Genomic DNA, 16,582 nt, shown 5'->3' with positions numbered 1-16,582 from the left:
CAGCGGTACGCTGTATTGACCTGGATTTCCTTCACCAGCCGGCGTTCAGAGGGAATGCCAAAGAGATAGCCTGGCAGCATCATCTTAATCAGGCGTACCGGGTCAATGGCGGGCCTGCCGTTATCAGCGCAGTAGAGGTGTTTTACGGCATCGCGGATAAATTCAAAGTCGATGGTGGCATCAATTTTACGTACCAGATGGTCTTCGGGAACGAGTTCCTCAAGGGTGACCATTTCAAACTGGTACTGTTGTGGGGCAGGTTCTCTGAGCATGGCGGTCAGTCCGTTAATTGTACTGACCTTATTAGATCAAAGTCCTGACCTTACGGCCAGGACTTTGTCAGCAGTCTGAAGCGCCATTAACTGGCGCTTTTTAGCGTAATCTCCCGCGAGCAAGATTAAGCCGCGTACTGCTCACCTGCAAGGCGTTCTGACTGACATGGCAATGTGTAATGGCAATCGCCAGCGCATCAGCGGCATCTGCCTGCGGATTGGCCGGTAGCTTCAGCAAGGTTCGCACCATGTGCTGTACCTGGCTTTTTTCCGCGCTACCAATACCGACAACCGTCTGTTTGACCTGACGGGCCGCATACTCAAAAATGGGGAGATCCTGATTAACGGCGGCAACGATCGCCACACCTCGCGCCTGCCCAAGTTTGAGAGCTGAATCGGCATTTTTCGCCATAAACACTTGTTCGATGGCGAAAAAATCCGGCTGAAACTGAGTGATGATTTCCGTCACGCCTGCGTAAATGAGCTTGAGGCGTGACGGTAAATCCTCGACCTTCGTGCGAATGCAACCGCTGCCGAGGTAGGTCAGTTGCCTTCCTGTCTGGCGGATCACACCGTAACCGGTGACGCGCGAACCCGGATCAATACCGAGAATAATCGCCATTATGCGCCTCCGGCCAGGGGTGATTTAGTCAGCGACATTACAGTGTCGCCGCAACCTCGTCGGAGATCTCACCGTTATGGTAGACTTCCTGCACGTCGTCGCAATCTTCCAGCATATCGATCAGACGCAGCAGTTTCGGCGCAGTTTCTGCATCCATATCTGCTTTAGTAGACGGAATCATCGACACTTCAGCGTTATCCGCTTTCAGGCCAGCCGCTTCCAGTGCATCGCGCACGGCACCCATCTCTTCCCACGCGGTATAGACGTCAATAGCGCCGTCATCAAAGGTCACCACATCTTCAGCACCGGCTTCCAATGCCGCTTCCATGATGGTGTCTTCGTCACCCGCTTCAAAGGAGATAACGCCTTTTTTGCTGAACAGATAAGCCACAGAACCGTCAGTCCCCAGGTTACCACCGCATTTGCTGAAAGCATGACGCACTTCGGCAACGGTACGGTTGCGGTTGTCACTCAGACATTCAACCATTACCGCAGTGCCACCAGGGCCGTAACCTTCATAAATGATGGTTTCCATATTCGCATCGTCATCGCCGCCTACACCGCGCGCGATAGCACGGTTTAAGGTGTCGCGGGTCATGTTGTTAGACAACGCTTTATCCACCGCCGCGCGCAAACGCGGGTTGGAACCGATATCGCCACCGCCCAGACGGGCAGCCGTAACCAGCTCGCGAATGATTTTGGTAAAGATCTTACCGCGCTTGGCATCCTGTGCTGCTTTGCGGTGTTTGGTGTTGGCCCATTTACTGTGACCTGCCATAAAAAACTCTCCAATAAAGCCATTTCCCTTCGCCTTTCAGCCCTCAGGTGCGTTGGCTTCCCCATCCGCGCCAGTCACTTACCGAAGTAAGCTTCTGGCGACGTCGGCTTTGCCGCCTTCCTGAGAACTAAAATTCCGGGGAAATTTAGTCGGCGTTAATAACAAATTCTTCAATCGCCTGCCGGTTGCTCCACGATTTGGTTAATGCCGCCGCTGCGGGAGCATTAAGCCAGCGGTACGCCAGATGTTCAGTAAAAACAATCGGACGTTCATGGGGCAGCGCAAGACAAAACCAGGATTCGGTATTGTGCGTTACGCCCGGCGCATAGCGATGACGTAGATGACTAAAGATTTCAAACTCCACCGTGCGCTGACAGTCGACTAAGGTCAGTTGTTCGCAGACAACATCGATTTCGACCTCTTCCTTTACTTCACGCAGGGCGGCTTGCGTTGCGTTCTCCCCCGCTTCCAGGCTGCCGGTTACCGACTGCCAGAAATCGGGGTCGTCGCGTCGCTGCAACATCAGCACCCGTTTCGTGTCCTGCGCGTAAATCACCACCAGCACGGAAACGGGATGCTTGAATGGCATCTTATTTATTCTCCGGGGTCTCTTTTTTAACCACCGCAATACCCAGTTCCGCCAGCGCGGCCTGGTTAGCAAAACTCGGCGCCTCAGTCAGCAGACAGGCTGCCGCTGTGGTTTTCGGGAACGCAATAACATCACGAATGTTATCAGTGCCAGTCAGCAGCATAGTCAGACGATCCAGGCCGAATGCCAGACCCGCATGCGGCGGCGTACCGTATTTCAGCGCATCCAGCAGGAAGCCGAACTTCTCGCGCTGTTCCTGCTCATTAATCCCCAGAATGCCGAACACGGTCTGCTGCATTTCGCCGCGGTGGATACGGACAGAACCGCCGCCCACTTCATAACCGTTGATCACCATGTCGTAGGCGTTAGCCACCGCATCTTCAGGTGCCGCTTTCAACTCGGCTGCGGTCATGTCTTTAGGCGAGGTGAACGGATGGTGCATCGCCGTCAGACCACCTTCGCCATCATCTTCAAACATCGGGAAGTCGATAACCCACAGCGGGGCCCACTTCGCTTCGTCGGTCAGGTTCAGGTCTTTGCCGAGTTTCAGACGCAACGCCCCCAGCGCATCGGCAACCACTTTCTTGTGGTCCGCGCCAAAGAAAATCATGTCGCCGTCCTGCGCGCCCGTACGCTCAAGGATTGCGCTGACAATGTCAGCATTCAGGAACTTGGCCACCGGGCTGGTGATGCCTTCCAGGCCTTTCGCCGCTTCATTGACCTTGATGTATGCCAGGCCTTTCGCGCCGTAGATTTCAATAAATTTGCCGTAGTCGTCAATTTGTTTACGGCTAAGTTGTGCGCCACCTGGCACACGCAGTGCAGCAACGCGACCTTTTGCATCATTTGCCGGGCCGGAGAAGACTTTAAATTCGACCGCTTTCAGCAGATCAGCCACATCCACCAGTTCCATCGGGTTACGCAGATCCGGTTTATCAGAACCATAGCGGCGCTCTGCTTCAGCAAAGGTCATGACAGGGAAATCGCCCAGATCAACACCTTTGATTTCCAGCCACAACTGATGTACTAACGCTTCCATCACTTCGCGCACCTGCGGCGCGGTCATGAACGAGGTTTCCACATCGATCTGGGTAAATTCCGGCTGACGGTCAGCACGCAGATCTTCGTCACGGAAGCATTTGACGATCTGATAATAACGGTCAAAACCAGACATCATCAGCAGCTGTTTGAACAGTTGAGGAGACTGCGGCAACGCGTAGAATTTACCTTTATGAACGCGCGAAGGTACAAGGTAGTCGCGTGCGCCTTCCGGTGTGGCTTTGGTCAGCATCGGCGTTTCGATATCGAGGAAGCCGTGATCGTCCATAAAGCGACGCACGAAACTGGTGATTTTCGCACGGGTTTTCAGTCGCTGCGCCATTTCTGGACGACGTAGATCGAGGTAGCGATATTTCAGACGCGCTTCTTCCGTGTTGACGTGGTTGGAGTCCAGCGGCAGCACGTCGGAACGGTTGATAATGTTCAGTTCAGTGGCGAACACTTCAACTTCGCCGGTAGCCATATCTTTGTTGACGTTTTTCGCGTCACGGGCACGGACAGTACCGGTAATCTGAATACAGAACTCATTACGCAGTTCAGAGGCGAGCTGGAACGCATCCTGACGGTCCGGGTCGAAAAACACCTGCACGATGCCTTCACGATCGCGCATATCAATAAAGATAAGGCTACCGAGGTCACGACGACGGTTGACCCACCCACAAAGCGTTACTTGCTGTCCCACATGGGACTGATTGAGCTGCCCGCAATATACTGTACGCATGAGATATCCCTTAAATTAGCTGCGCGCGACCTGTCACCTGCGCGGCAGGCATTCTGGTGGCAGCTATTTTCGTATGTCACTACTGGATGAAAAAAGGGGGCTATTATACTGGAAATTCTGACCAACGATAAGCCCGCTACTGACTGTACGCACGTTTGCTGCGCGCTTATTGCGCATTCTCACAAAATTTAACAAAATTTGTAAACCGCGCCGACACGCAGAACGCGTAAGGTATCCACCGACGTCATTCATTTTTCAGGAGTTATGATGCTGAAGCTCAATGCTGAGAAAACCGCTCTGGTGGTGATCGATTTACAGGAAGGGATTCTGCCTTTCGCTGGTGGTCCTCACACAGCACAGGACGTGGTAAAACGCGCCGCTGCTCTGGCGGAAAAATTCCGTGCGCACGGTGCGCCTGTTGTGCTGGTGCGCGTGGGCTGGTCAGCTGATTTCGCCGAAGCGCTAAAACAACCGGTTGACGCCGCAACGGGCGGTCATGCGCTGCCGAACAACTGGTGGAATTACCCACAGGCGCTGGGGAAAAAAGAGAGCGACATCGAAGTAACCAAGCGTCAGTGGGGCGCCTTTTACGGCACCGATCTGGAGCTGCAACTGCGCCGTCGCGGCATCGACACCATCGTGCTGTGCGGCATCTCCACCAATATCGGGGTGGAATCCACCGCCCGTAATGCCTGGGAACTTGGCTTCTCGCTGGTGCTTGCTGAAGATGCTTGCAGCGCGGCGAATACCGAACAGCATCAGGGCAGCATGAAAAATATCTTCCCGCGGCTCAGCCGCGTGCGCAGTACGGACGAGATCCTTAGCGCGTTATGATGTATATCGGCCTGCCGCAATGGTCGCACCCGAAATGGGTGCGCCTTGGCATTAACAGTCTTGAGGCGTATGCCCGCCACTTCAACTGTGTTGAAGGCAACACCACGCTGTATGCGCTCCCCAAAGCGGAGGTCGTCGCGCGCTGGTACGCGCAGACCAATGATGATTTTCGTTTCTGTTTTAAATTTCCGGCCACCATTTCGCACCAGGCAGCACTACGCCATTGTGACGACCTGACAGCGGAATTTTTCAGCCGAATGTCGCCGTTAGCAGGGCGAATAGGCCAGTACTGGTTACAGCTCCCAGCCGTTTTCTCACCGCAGGACTTGCCTGCACTGTGGGCATTTCTTGATGCGCTTCCCGGTGAATTTACCTACGGCGTTGAAGTGCGCCACCCGCTTTTTTTCAGCAAAGGCGAAGAGGAGAAAGCCCTTAACCAGGGTTTGCATACCCGCGGCGTCAACCGAGTGATCCTCGACAGCCGTCCGGTGCACAGTGCAGTTGCGCACAGTGAAGCAGTGATTGAAGCCCAGCGCAAAAAACCGAAAGTTCCGGTACATGCACTGGTCACCGCCCATCATCCCATGGTGCGTTTCATCGGTAGCGACAATATGGCGCAGAATCGGCAGCTTTTCGCCGTCTGGCTGGAAAAGCTGCCGCTATGGGAGCAAACCACCACACCGTATCTTTTCCTGCATACCCCGGATATCGCCCAGGCGCCGGAACTGGTTGAGACGCTGTGGCAGGAGCTTTACGCCGCCATCCCCGGTATTGGCGCAGCACCTTCCCTGCCGCTGCAATCTTCTCTTTTTTGAGTGAAGCGCCTATTATTGAGAAGCCATCGCCATCTTCATAAAGGGAGTTAGTATGGTTAGCGCGCTCTATGCCGTGCTGGGTGCATTATTACTGCTGAAGTTTTCTTTTGATGTTATCCGTCTGCGTTCGCAGTACCGCGTCAGTTATGGCGACGGTGGGTTCAGTGAACTGCAAAGCGCGATACGCATTCATGGTAATGCCGTGGAATATATTCCCGTTGCGCTACTGCTGTTACTGTTCATGGAGATGGACGGCGCACAAACCTGGATGGTACACATCTGCGGGCTGATGTTGATTGTCGGCCGCCTGATGCATTATTACGGGTACAACCATCGGCTGGTTCGCTGGCGTCGTTCTGGTATGGACGCAACGTTTTGTTCGCTGTTGCTGATGATACTGGCCAATCTGTGGTATATGCCCTGGGAGTTGGTTTTCTCCCTGCGTTAGCGCACAATACGCCCCTTTGTTTTCCCGGATATTTACACTATGTCTCACCGCGACACGCTTTTTTCTGCGCCTATCGCCAGCCTGGGCGACTGGACTTTTGACGAACGGGTAGCCGAAGTCTTCCCGGATATGATCCAGCGTTCCGTACCGGGTTACTCCAATATTATTTCGATGATCGGCATGCTGGCAGAGCGCTTCGTGCAGCCCGCCACACAGGTTTACGATCTCGGTTGTTCACTCGGCGCTGCCACGCTGTCGGTACGCCGCAACATTCATCAGGATGGCTGCAAAATTATCGCCGTGGATAACTCGTCGGCGATGGTCGAACGCTGCCGTCGCCATATTGACGCCTATAAAGCGCCGACGCCCGTTGCGGTGATCGAAGGCGATATTCGCGATATTCAGATCGAAAATGCCTCGATGGTGGTGCTCAACTTTACGCTGCAATTTCTTGAGCCAGACGATCGCCTGAAACTGTTGCAAAAGATCTATCAGGGGTTGAATCCAGGCGGTGCGTTGGTATTGTCGGAAAAATTCAGTTTTGAAGACAACACTGTCGGCGAGCTGCTGTTCAATATGCATCACGACTTTAAACGCGCCAACGGTTACAGCGAGCTGGAGATCAGCCAGAAACGCAGCATGCTGGAAAACGTTATGCTGACGGATTCCGTCGAGGCGCATAAAGCGCGCCTGCATAGCGCCGGGTTTGAACATAGCGAATTGTGGTTCCAGTGCTTTAACTTCGGCTCACTGGTCGCACTGAAGGCGGAGAAGGCGGAGAAGGCGGAGAAGGCATGATCGAGTTTGGCCGTTTTTATCAGCAAATTGCCGTTGGCCCGTTAGCACACTGGCTCGACACGCTGCCACCGCAAATTTCCGCCTGGCAGCGCGAAGCACTGCATGGGCAATTTAAACAGTGGAACAATGCGGTCGAATTTCTGCCGCAGCTTACGCCAGCAAAGCTGGATCTGCTCAATGGCGTGACGGCACAAAGTGAAGAGCCGCTGAGTGCAGGTCAGATCAAGGGCATGGAAACGCTGCTACGTAATCTGATGCCGTGGCGCAAGGGGCCGTTTTCACTGTATGGAATTGATATTGATACTGAATGGCGATCCGACTGGAAGTGGGATCGCGTGCTGCCCCACCTGTCAGACTTACGCGGACGTACCATTCTCGATGTCGGCTGCGGCAGCGGTTATCACTTGTGGCGCATGATTGGTGCCGGAGCGTCGCTGGCAGTCGGGATCGATCCGACGCAACTCTTTTTATGTCAGTTCGAAGCGGTACGTAAGCTGCTGGGCGACGATCGCCGCGCGCATCTGTTGCCGCTGGGGATTGAGCAACTTCCGGCGCTGAATGCGTTCGACACCGTATTTTCGATGGGCGTGCTTTATCACCGCCGTTCGCCGCTGGAGCATCTGTGGCAACTGAAAGATCAACTGGTGAAAGAGGGTGAGCTGGTTCTGGAAACACTGGTGGTTGAAGGTGATGAACATGCCGTTCTGGTTCCGGGCGATCGCTACGCGCAAATGCGCAACGTCTACTTTATTCCTTCTGCGCTGGCGCTAAAAAACTGGCTTGAAAAATGCGGTTTTGTCGATGTGCGTATCGCCGATATGTGTGTAACCAGCACTAATGAGCAACGCCGAACACCGTGGATGGTAACCGAATCGCTGGCAGATTTCCTCGATCCGCATGACAGCACGAAAACCGTCGAAGGCTATCCGGCGCCGCTGCGCGCCGTACTGATTGCCCGTAAACCATAAGATAAAAAAAGGCCCCTGTTAATGGCAGGGGCCTGGTACGAGCAAGCATCATATTGGGCGACATGATGCGCGGTAAAAACTGTTACGGGCGGTGAAGCGCAATGATCTGCTTCATCTTCGCCACTGCCGCGCCGTCAACACCGTAACGGGCATATTCATCCGCCCGGGCATCCGACGACATCGATAATCCACTATTGCGATAACGCATCGGTGACGCAAACCAGCGTCCTGCTGAGCTGTGAACCTCTTTGACGCCCGCCTCGAGAAATATTTCCAGGTTCTGCGGACGCACACCAGCACCAGCCATAATGATTGGAGCACAAGAGTGAGCATTAAGTTCCCTGATTAATGAAAGTCCTTTTTCCGCCGACGCCTGCTGACCGGAAGTGAGAATACGAGCGACACCTAATTCTGCCAGTACATCGCAGGCCTGCTGCGGGTTGACACACATATCGAAGGCACGATGAAAGGTCACCGACATCCCCTGCGCCACCGACATAATTTCCCGCATGCGCGGCATATCGACCTGACCGTCCTCGTTCAGTATCCCCGTTACCAGACCGGGAAAACCGAGTTCACGCAGCAACTGAATATCTTCCAGCATGGCGGCAAATTCATCGGCGCGGTAGCAAAAATCGCCGCCGCGCGGGCGAACAATCGGATGCACCGGAATCGTCACTCGCTGGCGGATGCTTTTCAGCGCACCGGCAGAAGGTGTTAACCCACCCTCTTTCGGTGCCGCACAAAATTCAATGCGATCTGCTCCTTGCTGCTGGGCGATCACCGCGTCATCAATGCCGTAACAACAGATTTCCAGTAAAGCCATAGCTCCTCCCTTTATTCATCATGACACGCTTATACAATGGCGAATCTGCGCGCCCTCACACCTGTGAGCGTCACTGCTCGCTGGCGACAATCTCTTCAATGGTCCACGGGTGAAATTTCACCGTCACTTTGCCGTCAGTTACCGCAAGTGTTGGGTTTGGCAAACGCTCGCGTTCCCCTTTTGGTGAACTGGTTTTCACGGCGATACCCGGCTGGCTTAATCCCTCATCAGCCAGCAGCGCCAGCGCGCGGGTGTTCAGGGTTTCCGGCGCACCTGGCAGAACAATTTCGATATGCTCCCAGCCTTCGTGCGGATAGCGTTTCTCGCCCGGCCACGGCAGTTCAATCACCGTAAATGCCCAGTGCTCCACATGCAGTGGCTGATGCAATTTAAACAAGCAGATCGGGCGTCCGTTGATGGTATTTTCCGACAGCAGTTCACCGCACTGTTCAAATCCGCGTCTCCAGCGCTCCGCCGTGGCGTTCTGGTGGCAGCGCAGAGAAATATGGTCGGCATGAAGTGGCGCAATTACCAGCCCTAATCGTGTGGTTAGCGCCTGCAAATCGTCGCGAAAACGCGGCAGATCCGCAACAATATCCCGCAGTTCTTCAATTTCTTGCCAGTTATTCATAAGCCGTGCCCGTATGTCGTCGCAAAGCGCTTAATCTACCTTGTTATGCGCCACTAACCAACTGCCCGGCCTTCTGCGCGCCGGTGGATGATTTTCTGCACAGACCACGCGCGACGCGGTGCTGACGCCAACGGGCAATTGCAGTATACTCCCGCCTTTAATGAACACCCGGACGCGCCCTGGTGTCGCGTCATAAATGTAAGGTATCCCGGTGAATATTCAGGCTCTTCTCTCAGAAAAAGTCAGTCAGGCCATGATTGCGGCAGGTGCGCCCGCCGATTGCGAACCACAGGTTCGTCAGTCAGCGAAAGTCCAGTTTGGCGACTATCAGGCTAACGGTGTAATGGCAGTGGCTAAAAAACTGGGCATGGCACCGCGACAACTGGCTGAGCAGGTTCTGTCTCATCTCTCACTCGACGGGATTGCCAATAAAGTTGAAATCGCCGGGCCGGGTTTTATCAATATCTTCCTCGCGCCGGAATTTCTCGCGGCGGAAGTTAATCAGGCACTGAAATCTGAACGTCTGGGCGTAACACAGCCGCAGCCGCAGACCATTGTGATTGACTACTCTGCGCCAAACGTGGCGAAAGAGATGCACGTTGGTCATCTGCGCTCAACCATCATTGGCGATGCTTCCGTACGTACGCTGGAATTCCTCGGCCACAATGTTATTCGTGCGAACCACGTTGGTGACTGGGGCACCCAGTTCGGCATGCTGATTGCGTATCTTGAGTTGAAGCAGCAGGAAAACGCCGGAGAAATGGCGCTGGCTGATCTGGAAGGTTTCTACCGCGAAGCGAAAAAACATTACGACGAAGATGCCGCCTTCGCGGAACGCGCTCGCGGCTACGTGGTGAAACTGCAGGGCGGTGATGAATATTGCCGTGAAATGTGGCGCAAACTGGTCGACATCACCATGAGTCAGAACCAGAAAACCTATGAGCGCTTAAACGTTACCCTGACGCGCAAAGATGTGATGGGTGAAAGCCTCTACAACCCGATGCTGCCTGGTATCGTTGCCGACCTGAAAGCGAAAGGCCTGGCGGTAGAGAGTGAAGGAGCCACTGTAGTGTTCCTTGATGAGTACAAAAACAAGGAAGGCGAACCAATGGGGGTTATCATCCAGAAGAAGGATGGCGGCTACCTGTACACTACGACCGATATCGCCTGCGCCAAATACCGTTATGAAACGCTGCATGCCGATCGCGTGCTCTACTACATTGATTCCCGTCAGCACCAGCATCTGATGCAGGCGTGGACTATCGTGCGCCAAGCCGGTTATGTGCCGGATTCTGTGCCACTGGAGCACCACATGTTCGGCATGATGCTGGGCAAAGATGGTAAACCGTTTAAAACCCGCGCTGGCGGTACGGTGAAACTCACCGATCTGCTGGATGAAGCACTGGAGCGCGCCCGCCGCCTGGTTGCCGAGAAAAACCCGGAAATGCCGGCAGACGAGCTGGAAAAACTGGCCAACGCGGTGGGCATCGGCGCGGTAAAATACGCGGATCTGTCGAAGAACCGTACCACCGACTACGTTTTCGACTGGGACAATATGCTGGCGTTTGAAGGTAATACCGCGCCGTATATGCAGTATGCCTATACGCGCGTACTCTCCGTGTTCCGCAAAGCGGGTCTCGAAGAGAGCGTGCTGGAAAGTGCACCGGTTATCATCGCCGAAGAACGCGAATCACAACTGGCGGCTCGCCTGCTGCAATTTGAAGAAACGCTGAATGTTGTGGCTCGTGAAGGGACGCCGCACGTAATGTGCGCCTACCTGTACGATCTGGCCGGTCTGTTTTCCGGTTTCTATGAGCACTGCCCGATTATCTCTGCCGAGAATGAAGAAGTGCGTAACAGCCGCCTGAAACTGGCGCTCCTGACAGCGAAAACACTGAAGCTGGGGCTGGATACACTGGGTATTGAAACCGTCGATAGAATGTAAAAAAATCGCCCGCCTCACCGGAGGCGGACTTTTTGTTACACGCTGGCTAATGTTGAACCAGCAGCAACAGTGAGTACACATCGCTCAAATTACGGCATTGAACACATCCTGGGCGATATAACCGCCGAGATACATACCCAAGTGCTGGCGGAAGATTTTGATGCGCAGCGTTGAGCTCAGCTCAACAAACAGGCGGCTCAGACTCTGCCCGAGAGGTCGATACGCGCATCACTGTTTTATAAAACAGTGCTTCTAATGCTTCAAAATGCACAGTCAAAAATGAGTGGCGGGTAGCAAAATCCCGCTCTGGTGGCGGGATCGAAGGCTAAAAAAACGGCTAAGCGGTTGAGTTTATTGCCGGAGAAGCGTCTAACTTTTGGCAGGCTGACGGTAATTCACAATCACCTGATTACTGCGGACGTTCAGCGGCGGCCATAAACGCCCGCCACCCGGTACTTCCCAGACGAAACGTAATTGTTCGGCCGCGGGTACATTCGCAAAACCGCGCGTTGAACCGCTCTGGCTATCGAGCGCCACACAACGCGTCTGCGAACAGAGACGCACCAACAATCCCGCAGGCGTCGGGCCGTTCAACTCATAGCGCCAGGACACTTCCGTTATCAGCCCATCAACCGGCTGCGTAGGCCCTAATGGCCGCGATGACGCTGCTACGCCCCGGTTATCCAGACGGACGCCAATGCTGCTGGCCTGCCAGGCACCTTCACCCGCCGCACTGGCGAACAACGGCAGCGCGGCGATCAGCAAGGCAAAATAACGCATTATTTACCCCCGATGGTTGCTGTCATGCGGATATGGCGATTGTCGGACATTTCCATATTCGACATCACCACCAACTGCGGCAGGCTGCGGCGCAGGAAGCGCGCCAGCAACGGACGCAGGGCATGGTTGACCAGCAGCACCGGCGGCGCGCCGAGCATCTCCTGACGTGCCAATGCTTCCTGAGTCTGCTCCAGTAAACGGTCGGCCAGACCCGGCTCCAGGCCTCCACCGCCTTGCAGTGCTTGTAACAGCAGACGTTCCAGCGGCGTATCAAGGCCAATCACCTGCACTTCATCACTACCAGGGAACCACTGTTGCGTAATCGCACGGCCGAGCGCGACACGAACCACCGCGGTGAGTTCGTGCGGGTCGGTTTGCAGCGGCGCATGCTCTGCCAGCGTTTCGAGAATGGTACGCATATCGCGAATGGGCACTCTCTCTGACAACAGGTTTTGCAGTACTTTGTGCAGCGTAGTCAACGTCACCACGCCCGGCACTAAATCTTCGGTCAGCTTAGGCATCTCCTGGCTTACACGATCAAGCAGTTGCTGCGCTTCCTGACGGCCAAACAGCTCTGCGGAGAACTGCCCAATCAGGTGGTTGAGATGTGTTGCCACAACGGTACTCGCTTCCACCACGGTAAAGCCCTGGATTTGCGCCTGCTCTTTCAACGCGCTCTCGATCCAGATTGCTGCCAAACCAAAAGCCGGATCGACAGTCTGCTCGCCTGGCAGCGAACCGGCTGCCGTGCCTGGGTTAATCGCCAGCCAGCGGCCTGGATAGGCGTCACCACTGCCAATTTCTACCCCTTTCATCAAAATACGATAACGCGCGGGCGGGAGATCCATATTGTCGCGAATATGTACCACTGGCGGCAGGAAGCCCATATCCTGAGCAAATTTCTTACGGATACTACGGATACGTCCCAGCAGCTCGCCATCCTGCTGAAAATCCACCATCGGGATCAGGCGGTATCCCACTTCCATTCCGAGGGAATCTTCCAGTTGCACATCATTCCATGTCGCTTCCACTGCCTGCGTGTTTTCTGGCGCTTTCAGTGGTGCCGCTTCGACAGGCGCCTCCTGTTGACGTCCGCGCAACCACCAGGCAAGCCCAAGTAGCGCGGCAGTAAACAGCAGGAAGACAAAGTTCGGCATGCCCGGCACCATCCCCAGCAGACCGAGAACACCAGCACTCAACAACATGACACGCGGATTAGAGAAGAGTTGCCCAACCATTTGCTGGCCGACATCTTCATCGGTACTGACGCGCGTAACGATAACGCCCGCAGCGGTTGAAATGACCAGTGCAGGGATCTGCGCGACAAGGCCATCACCGATGGTCAACAGGGTATAGCTCTCCGCCGCAGCGCCCATCGACAGACCATGTTGCAGCACACCAACAAGCAGACCGCCGATAATGTTGATCACCATGATCATAATACCGGCGATGGCATCGCCACGAACGAACTTACTCGCACCGTCCATTGAACCGTAGAAATCGGCTTCCTGCGTCACTTCCGAACGGCGGCGTTTCGCCTCATCTTCGCCGATGATCCCGGCGTTAAGGTCGGCGTCGATCGCCATCTGTTTACCGGGCATCCCGTCGAGTACAAAGCGCGCACCCACTTCCGCGATACGTCCGGCACCTTTAGTGATAACCATAAAGTTGATGATCACGAGGATGACAAACACCACGATACCAATGGCAAAGTTACCGCCGACAAGGAAGTGGCCGAAGGCTTCAACCACACGCCCTGCGGCAGCAGCACCGGTATGCCCTTCCATCAGAATGATACGTGTGGAGGCCACGTTGAGCGCCAGGCGCAGCAAGGTGGTGAACAGCAGAATAGTCGGGAAGGCGGCGAATTCGAGCGTGCGCTGGGTGAACATCGCCACCAGCAGCACCATGATCGACAGCGCGATATTAAAGGTAAACAGCAGGTCGAGGACAAACGCCGGTAGTGGCAGCACCATCATCGACAAAATAAGCAAAATGAGCACAGGCCCGGCAAGCACTTGCCATTGGGTCGATTTCAGATTGCTGGGCAGACGCAGCATTGCTACCAGATTAGCCATCAGTGTCCTTCTCGTTCATAAAATCCAGCGCTTCAGGCACCGGAAGATTCTCAGGTTTAACAGGTCGTTGTCCGCCTGACAGTCGCCAGCGTTTCAACTGCCATACCCACGCCAGCACTTCGGCTACCGCCGCATAAAGCTGGCCTGGGATCTGCTGTCCAATTTCCGCATGACGGAAAAGCGCACGCGCCAGTGGTGGCGCTTCCAGAATCGGTACGCGATTTTCCGTACCCAACTCGCGAATACGCAGCGCCACCAGACCGGAGCCTTTCGCCACCACTTTCGGCGCGCTCATTTTATTTTCATCATATTGCAGCGCGACGGCATAATGCGTCGGGTTGGTGACAATCACATCGGCTTTCGGTACATCGGCCATCACCCGGCGGCGAGCGGCGGCGCGCTGCATCTGGCGGATACGACTTTTGATATGCGGGTCGCCTTCGCTCTGCTTAAATTCGTCACGGATGTCCTGGCGCGACATGCGTAATTTTTTCAAATGGCTGTAGATCTGCCAGAAAACGTCGAAGCCGACCATCGGGATAATGCTCAGCGATACCAGCAGCGCACACAGCCCGGCCAGATTAAGGGCGCTGGCCATCGCCGTTAACGGCGATTCGCTCATCATGCGCATCATATCCGGCCAGTGATGCCAGACGAAGGTTCCGGCGGCGCTGCCCATCAACAAAGCTTTCATTAACGCTTTGAACAGTTCAGCACCCACCTGGGAAGAAAACAGCCGCCCAAGACCACTCAGCGGGTTGAGCCTGGAAAAATTAAACGCCAGCGACTTGGTGCTGAAAACCAGGCCACCCAACATCACTGGCGCAATTAGCGCGATAATTACCACACCCGTCAACAGCGGCAGCATCCCCAACAGTGCCGTTTTCAGCATCATGATAACCTGACCAACAAACAGCCCCGGATCGTTGATGATTTTATGATCGAAGCGCAGTCCGGAAGAGAGCGCCATCGATAATCGTCGACCAAATATTTCGCCGCCAAACCACAGAATGCAGACACCCACCAACATCACCAGTAGTGATGTCAGCTCTTTTGATCGGGGGACTTGCCCTTCTTCACGCGCCTTTTCTAGTCGGTGCGCTGTGGGGGCTTCTGTTTTATCTTCGTTGTCTTCAGAGGCCACGGCCTGCATCCACGGATTACGGATTTGGCAACATATTGCCAGAGTCAAGGGTATCTAATGGGCAGAGTAAGGCATAAAAACAGGGGGTTTTCGCCATTTGAATGGCCCTTCAGAGTTCATCCTCACGCCCACAACAAGGACAAAACGGCAATGTCGCATGAAAAATCCTGCCTAAACGCCATTTTTTATCACCCAGTTCCGATTGTTAACGACTGAACAGAATTGCAGACAATCTCCTTTATAATGATCGGCTTCGCGTATAACCCTGCACGGACGTCACTTTTTTATGCCAGCACAACCGGACCGGATATCGCATACTGCGGTGTGCATCGCAGCGTTTGTTATCTATTACAGCCTGTTCTATTTCGCTATTTTCATTCCGGGTTTTATTCGTCTTTATCAAAATGGCCTCGACGGTCCGTTTCTGCATGGTGCGCTGTTGCTCCCTTGCTCACTGTTGCTGTGGCGTTATTACGGACGTCACTATGAAGGGCTGCTGCCTTTCGGTACGCTGGCGTGGCGAAACCTTACGGCACCGTTGCTGGCGCTGTTGGCGATGCTGGTAATGGAAAAGCTATTTCAGCAGCCTGAGCCGTGGCTGGACGCCCTGGGCGGGTATGCAGGGTTAACCCGTTGGGCGTGGATATTCACGGCCTGTCTGATAGCCCCGGTGAGCGAAGAGATCATTTTTCGCGGCTTTTTGCTCAATGCCAGCCTGGGATGGGGAAAAGTGTCGCAACAAGTCGGTATTGTGCTGACGTCTTTACTGTTTGCCGCCATTCATATGCAATATCACGCGCCGATCACCTTTATTCAGTTGTTTATTTTTTCTGCGCTATTGTGTGTGGTCCGACTCGGCACAGGCGGACTATTGATACCGATAGTGTTACATGCGCTGTCGAATCTTTTCGCTGTAGGCAATATCTTCCTGCAATAAAAAAGGGAAGGTTTCCCCCTGAGGGATCCCCAGAAAACTCAGTAAACCAATATCATATCGGTATACCGTTGCTGTAATTTCTTCAACCCCGAGTCCAGCGACAGGGTTTTCAATATGAGCGGAGAATGTCGAAATACATTCTCCGCCAACTTTAACAACGAAATGACTCGCCTGTGTTTCACTGTATTTGCCTGATATTTATGATGTATCCCTCTGTTTTCAAGACTGAAACCACTTAACCACATAATGATACTGGCTAAAGTCGCGATCAGGCTCAACACTGCGACCCGCTCAGATGAATGGCTGGCTCCAAACCTTAGCCCAAACCCCCAGCGAG

17 protein-coding genes and 2 pseudogenes are annotated in these 16,582 nt (G+C 54.3%); 7 read left to right on the top strand and 12 right to left on the bottom strand.

The features are described from left to right. The 5 genes from GA0061070_RS22955 to aspS form a co-directional block, all read right to left on the bottom strand. Nucleotides 1–272 (bottom strand): transposase (locus GA0061070_RS22955; RefSeq protein WP_139109824.1); only part of this gene is annotated, 272 nt, incomplete at its 3' end. Nucleotides 273–372: 100 nt separating this feature from the next. Next, nucleotides 373–894: a crossover junction endodeoxyribonuclease RuvC gene (gene ruvC / locus GA0061070_RS22950; RefSeq protein WP_090138708.1), complete on the bottom strand. Its 522-nt coding sequence runs from the start codon at nucleotides 892–894 to the stop codon at nucleotides 373–375. A gap of 37 nt (nucleotides 895–931) precedes the next feature. Next, nucleotides 932–1,672, bottom strand: coding sequence for a YebC/PmpR family DNA-binding transcriptional regulator (locus GA0061070_RS22945; RefSeq protein ID WP_007371580.1), 741 nt, complete (start codon nucleotides 1,670–1,672; stop codon nucleotides 932–934). 145 nt (nucleotides 1,673–1,817) lie between these two features. Further along, a complete protein-coding gene (nudB, locus tag GA0061070_RS22940; RefSeq protein WP_090138706.1) occupies nucleotides 1,818–2,261 on the bottom strand; it encodes a dihydroneopterin triphosphate diphosphatase in 444 nt (147 codons plus the stop codon). A 1-nt stretch (nucleotide 2,262) separates the two neighbouring features. After that, nucleotides 2,263–4,041 carry an aspartate--tRNA ligase gene (gene aspS / locus GA0061070_RS22935; RefSeq protein ID WP_090138704.1) on the bottom strand — a complete coding sequence of 593 codons (1,779 nt, stop codon included), beginning with the start codon at nucleotides 4,039–4,041 and terminating at the stop codon, nucleotides 2,263–2,265. Between the two features lie 267 nt (nucleotides 4,042–4,308). Here aspS and GA0061070_RS22930 point away from each other — a divergent pair, with 267 nt between their 5' ends. Genes GA0061070_RS22930 through cmoB form a run of 5 tightly spaced genes read left to right on the top strand, consistent with a single transcriptional unit; the run spans nucleotide 4,309 to nucleotide 7,904 of the window. Continuing rightward, nucleotides 4,309–4,875, top strand: a complete 567-nt coding sequence (locus GA0061070_RS22930; RefSeq protein WP_090138702.1) for a hydrolase — start codon at nucleotides 4,309–4,311, stop codon at nucleotides 4,873–4,875. After that, complete coding sequence (locus GA0061070_RS22925) at nucleotides 4,872–5,690, top strand: DUF72 domain-containing protein (protein ID WP_090138700.1); 819 nt, start codon at nucleotides 4,872–4,874, stop codon at nucleotides 5,688–5,690. The genes GA0061070_RS22930 and GA0061070_RS22925 overlap by 4 nt, the downstream gene beginning before the upstream one ends. 52 nt (nucleotides 5,691–5,742) lie before the next feature. Continuing rightward, on the top strand, nucleotides 5,743–6,138 hold the full coding sequence (locus tag GA0061070_RS22920) for an MAPEG family protein (protein WP_090138698.1): 396 nt from the start codon (nucleotides 5,743–5,745) through the stop codon (nucleotides 6,136–6,138). A 39-nt stretch (nucleotides 6,139–6,177) separates the two neighbouring features. After that, nucleotides 6,178–6,936, top strand: a complete 759-nt coding sequence (gene cmoA, locus GA0061070_RS22915; RefSeq protein ID WP_090138695.1) for a carboxy-S-adenosyl-L-methionine synthase CmoA — start codon at nucleotides 6,178–6,180, stop codon at nucleotides 6,934–6,936. Continuing rightward, on the top strand, nucleotides 6,933–7,904 hold the full coding sequence (gene cmoB, locus GA0061070_RS22910; RefSeq protein ID WP_090138693.1) for a tRNA 5-methoxyuridine(34)/uridine 5-oxyacetic acid(34) synthase CmoB: 972 nt from the start codon (nucleotides 6,933–6,935) through the stop codon (nucleotides 7,902–7,904). The genes cmoA and cmoB overlap by 4 nt, the downstream gene beginning before the upstream one ends. Before the next feature lie 82 nt (nucleotides 7,905–7,986). On the opposite strand, the gene cutC is transcribed toward cmoB, so the two are convergent. Beyond that, nucleotides 7,987–8,730: a copper homeostasis protein CutC gene (cutC, locus tag GA0061070_RS22905; RefSeq protein ID WP_090138691.1), complete on the bottom strand. Its 744-nt coding sequence runs from the start codon at nucleotides 8,728–8,730 to the stop codon at nucleotides 7,987–7,989. Nucleotides 8,731–8,800: 70 nt separating this feature from the next. Next, nucleotides 8,801–9,361, bottom strand: coding sequence for a VOC family protein (locus tag GA0061070_RS22900; RefSeq protein WP_090138689.1), 561 nt, complete (start codon nucleotides 9,359–9,361; stop codon nucleotides 8,801–8,803). 211 nt (nucleotides 9,362–9,572) lie between these two features. Between GA0061070_RS22900 and argS the strand changes: the two genes are divergently transcribed. Next, the gene (gene argS / locus GA0061070_RS22895) at nucleotides 9,573–11,306 is read left to right on the top strand and encodes an arginine--tRNA ligase (protein WP_090138687.1); all 1,734 of its coding nucleotides are present in this window, start codon (nucleotides 9,573–9,575) and stop codon (nucleotides 11,304–11,306) included. A 90-nt stretch (nucleotides 11,307–11,396) separates the two neighbouring features. Here argS and GA0061070_RS26145 read toward each other — a convergent pair. The 4 genes and pseudogenes from GA0061070_RS26145 to flhB all read right to left on the bottom strand — a co-directional run. Continuing rightward, nucleotides 11,397–11,519 (bottom strand): annotated as a pseudogene (locus GA0061070_RS26145) (hypothetical protein); the annotation flags it as partial. A gap of 156 nt (nucleotides 11,520–11,675) precedes the next feature. Further along, entirely contained in the window at nucleotides 11,676–12,086 is a 411-nt protein-coding gene (flhE, locus tag GA0061070_RS22890) for a flagellar protein FlhE (RefSeq protein WP_090138685.1), read from the bottom strand. Next, on the bottom strand, nucleotides 12,086–14,164 hold the full coding sequence (flhA, locus tag GA0061070_RS22885) for a flagellar biosynthesis protein FlhA (protein ID WP_090138683.1): 2,079 nt from the start codon (nucleotides 14,162–14,164) through the stop codon (nucleotides 12,086–12,088). Before flhA ends, flhE begins: the two co-directional genes overlap by 1 nt. Next, nucleotides 14,157–15,317, bottom strand: a complete 1,161-nt coding sequence (gene flhB, locus GA0061070_RS22880) for a flagellar biosynthesis protein FlhB (protein ID WP_090138681.1) — start codon at nucleotides 15,315–15,317, stop codon at nucleotides 14,157–14,159. Before flhB ends, flhA begins: the two co-directional genes overlap by 8 nt. Nucleotides 15,318–15,594: 277 nt before the next feature. On the opposite strand from flhB, the gene GA0061070_RS22875 reads away from it, so the two are divergent. Then, the gene (locus tag GA0061070_RS22875; RefSeq protein ID WP_090138679.1) at nucleotides 15,595–16,245 is read left to right on the top strand and encodes a CPBP family intramembrane glutamic endopeptidase; all 651 of its coding nucleotides are present in this window, start codon (nucleotides 15,595–15,597) and stop codon (nucleotides 16,243–16,245) included. Nucleotides 16,246–16,283: 38 nt separating this feature from the next. On the opposite strand, the pseudogene GA0061070_RS22870 reads toward GA0061070_RS22875, so the two are convergent. After that, a pseudogene (locus tag GA0061070_RS22870) lies at nucleotides 16,284–16,582 on the bottom strand (IS4-like element ISEc60 family transposase); the annotation flags it as partial.

Origin of the sequence: Kosakonia oryziphila (genome assembly GCF_900094795.1) — a bacterium.
Taxonomy (GTDB): domain Bacteria; phylum Pseudomonadota; class Gammaproteobacteria; order Enterobacterales; family Enterobacteriaceae; genus Kosakonia; species Kosakonia oryziphila.
Note: the sequence above shows the minus strand (reverse complement) of the source record. Positions and strands in the feature narration are given on the sequence as shown.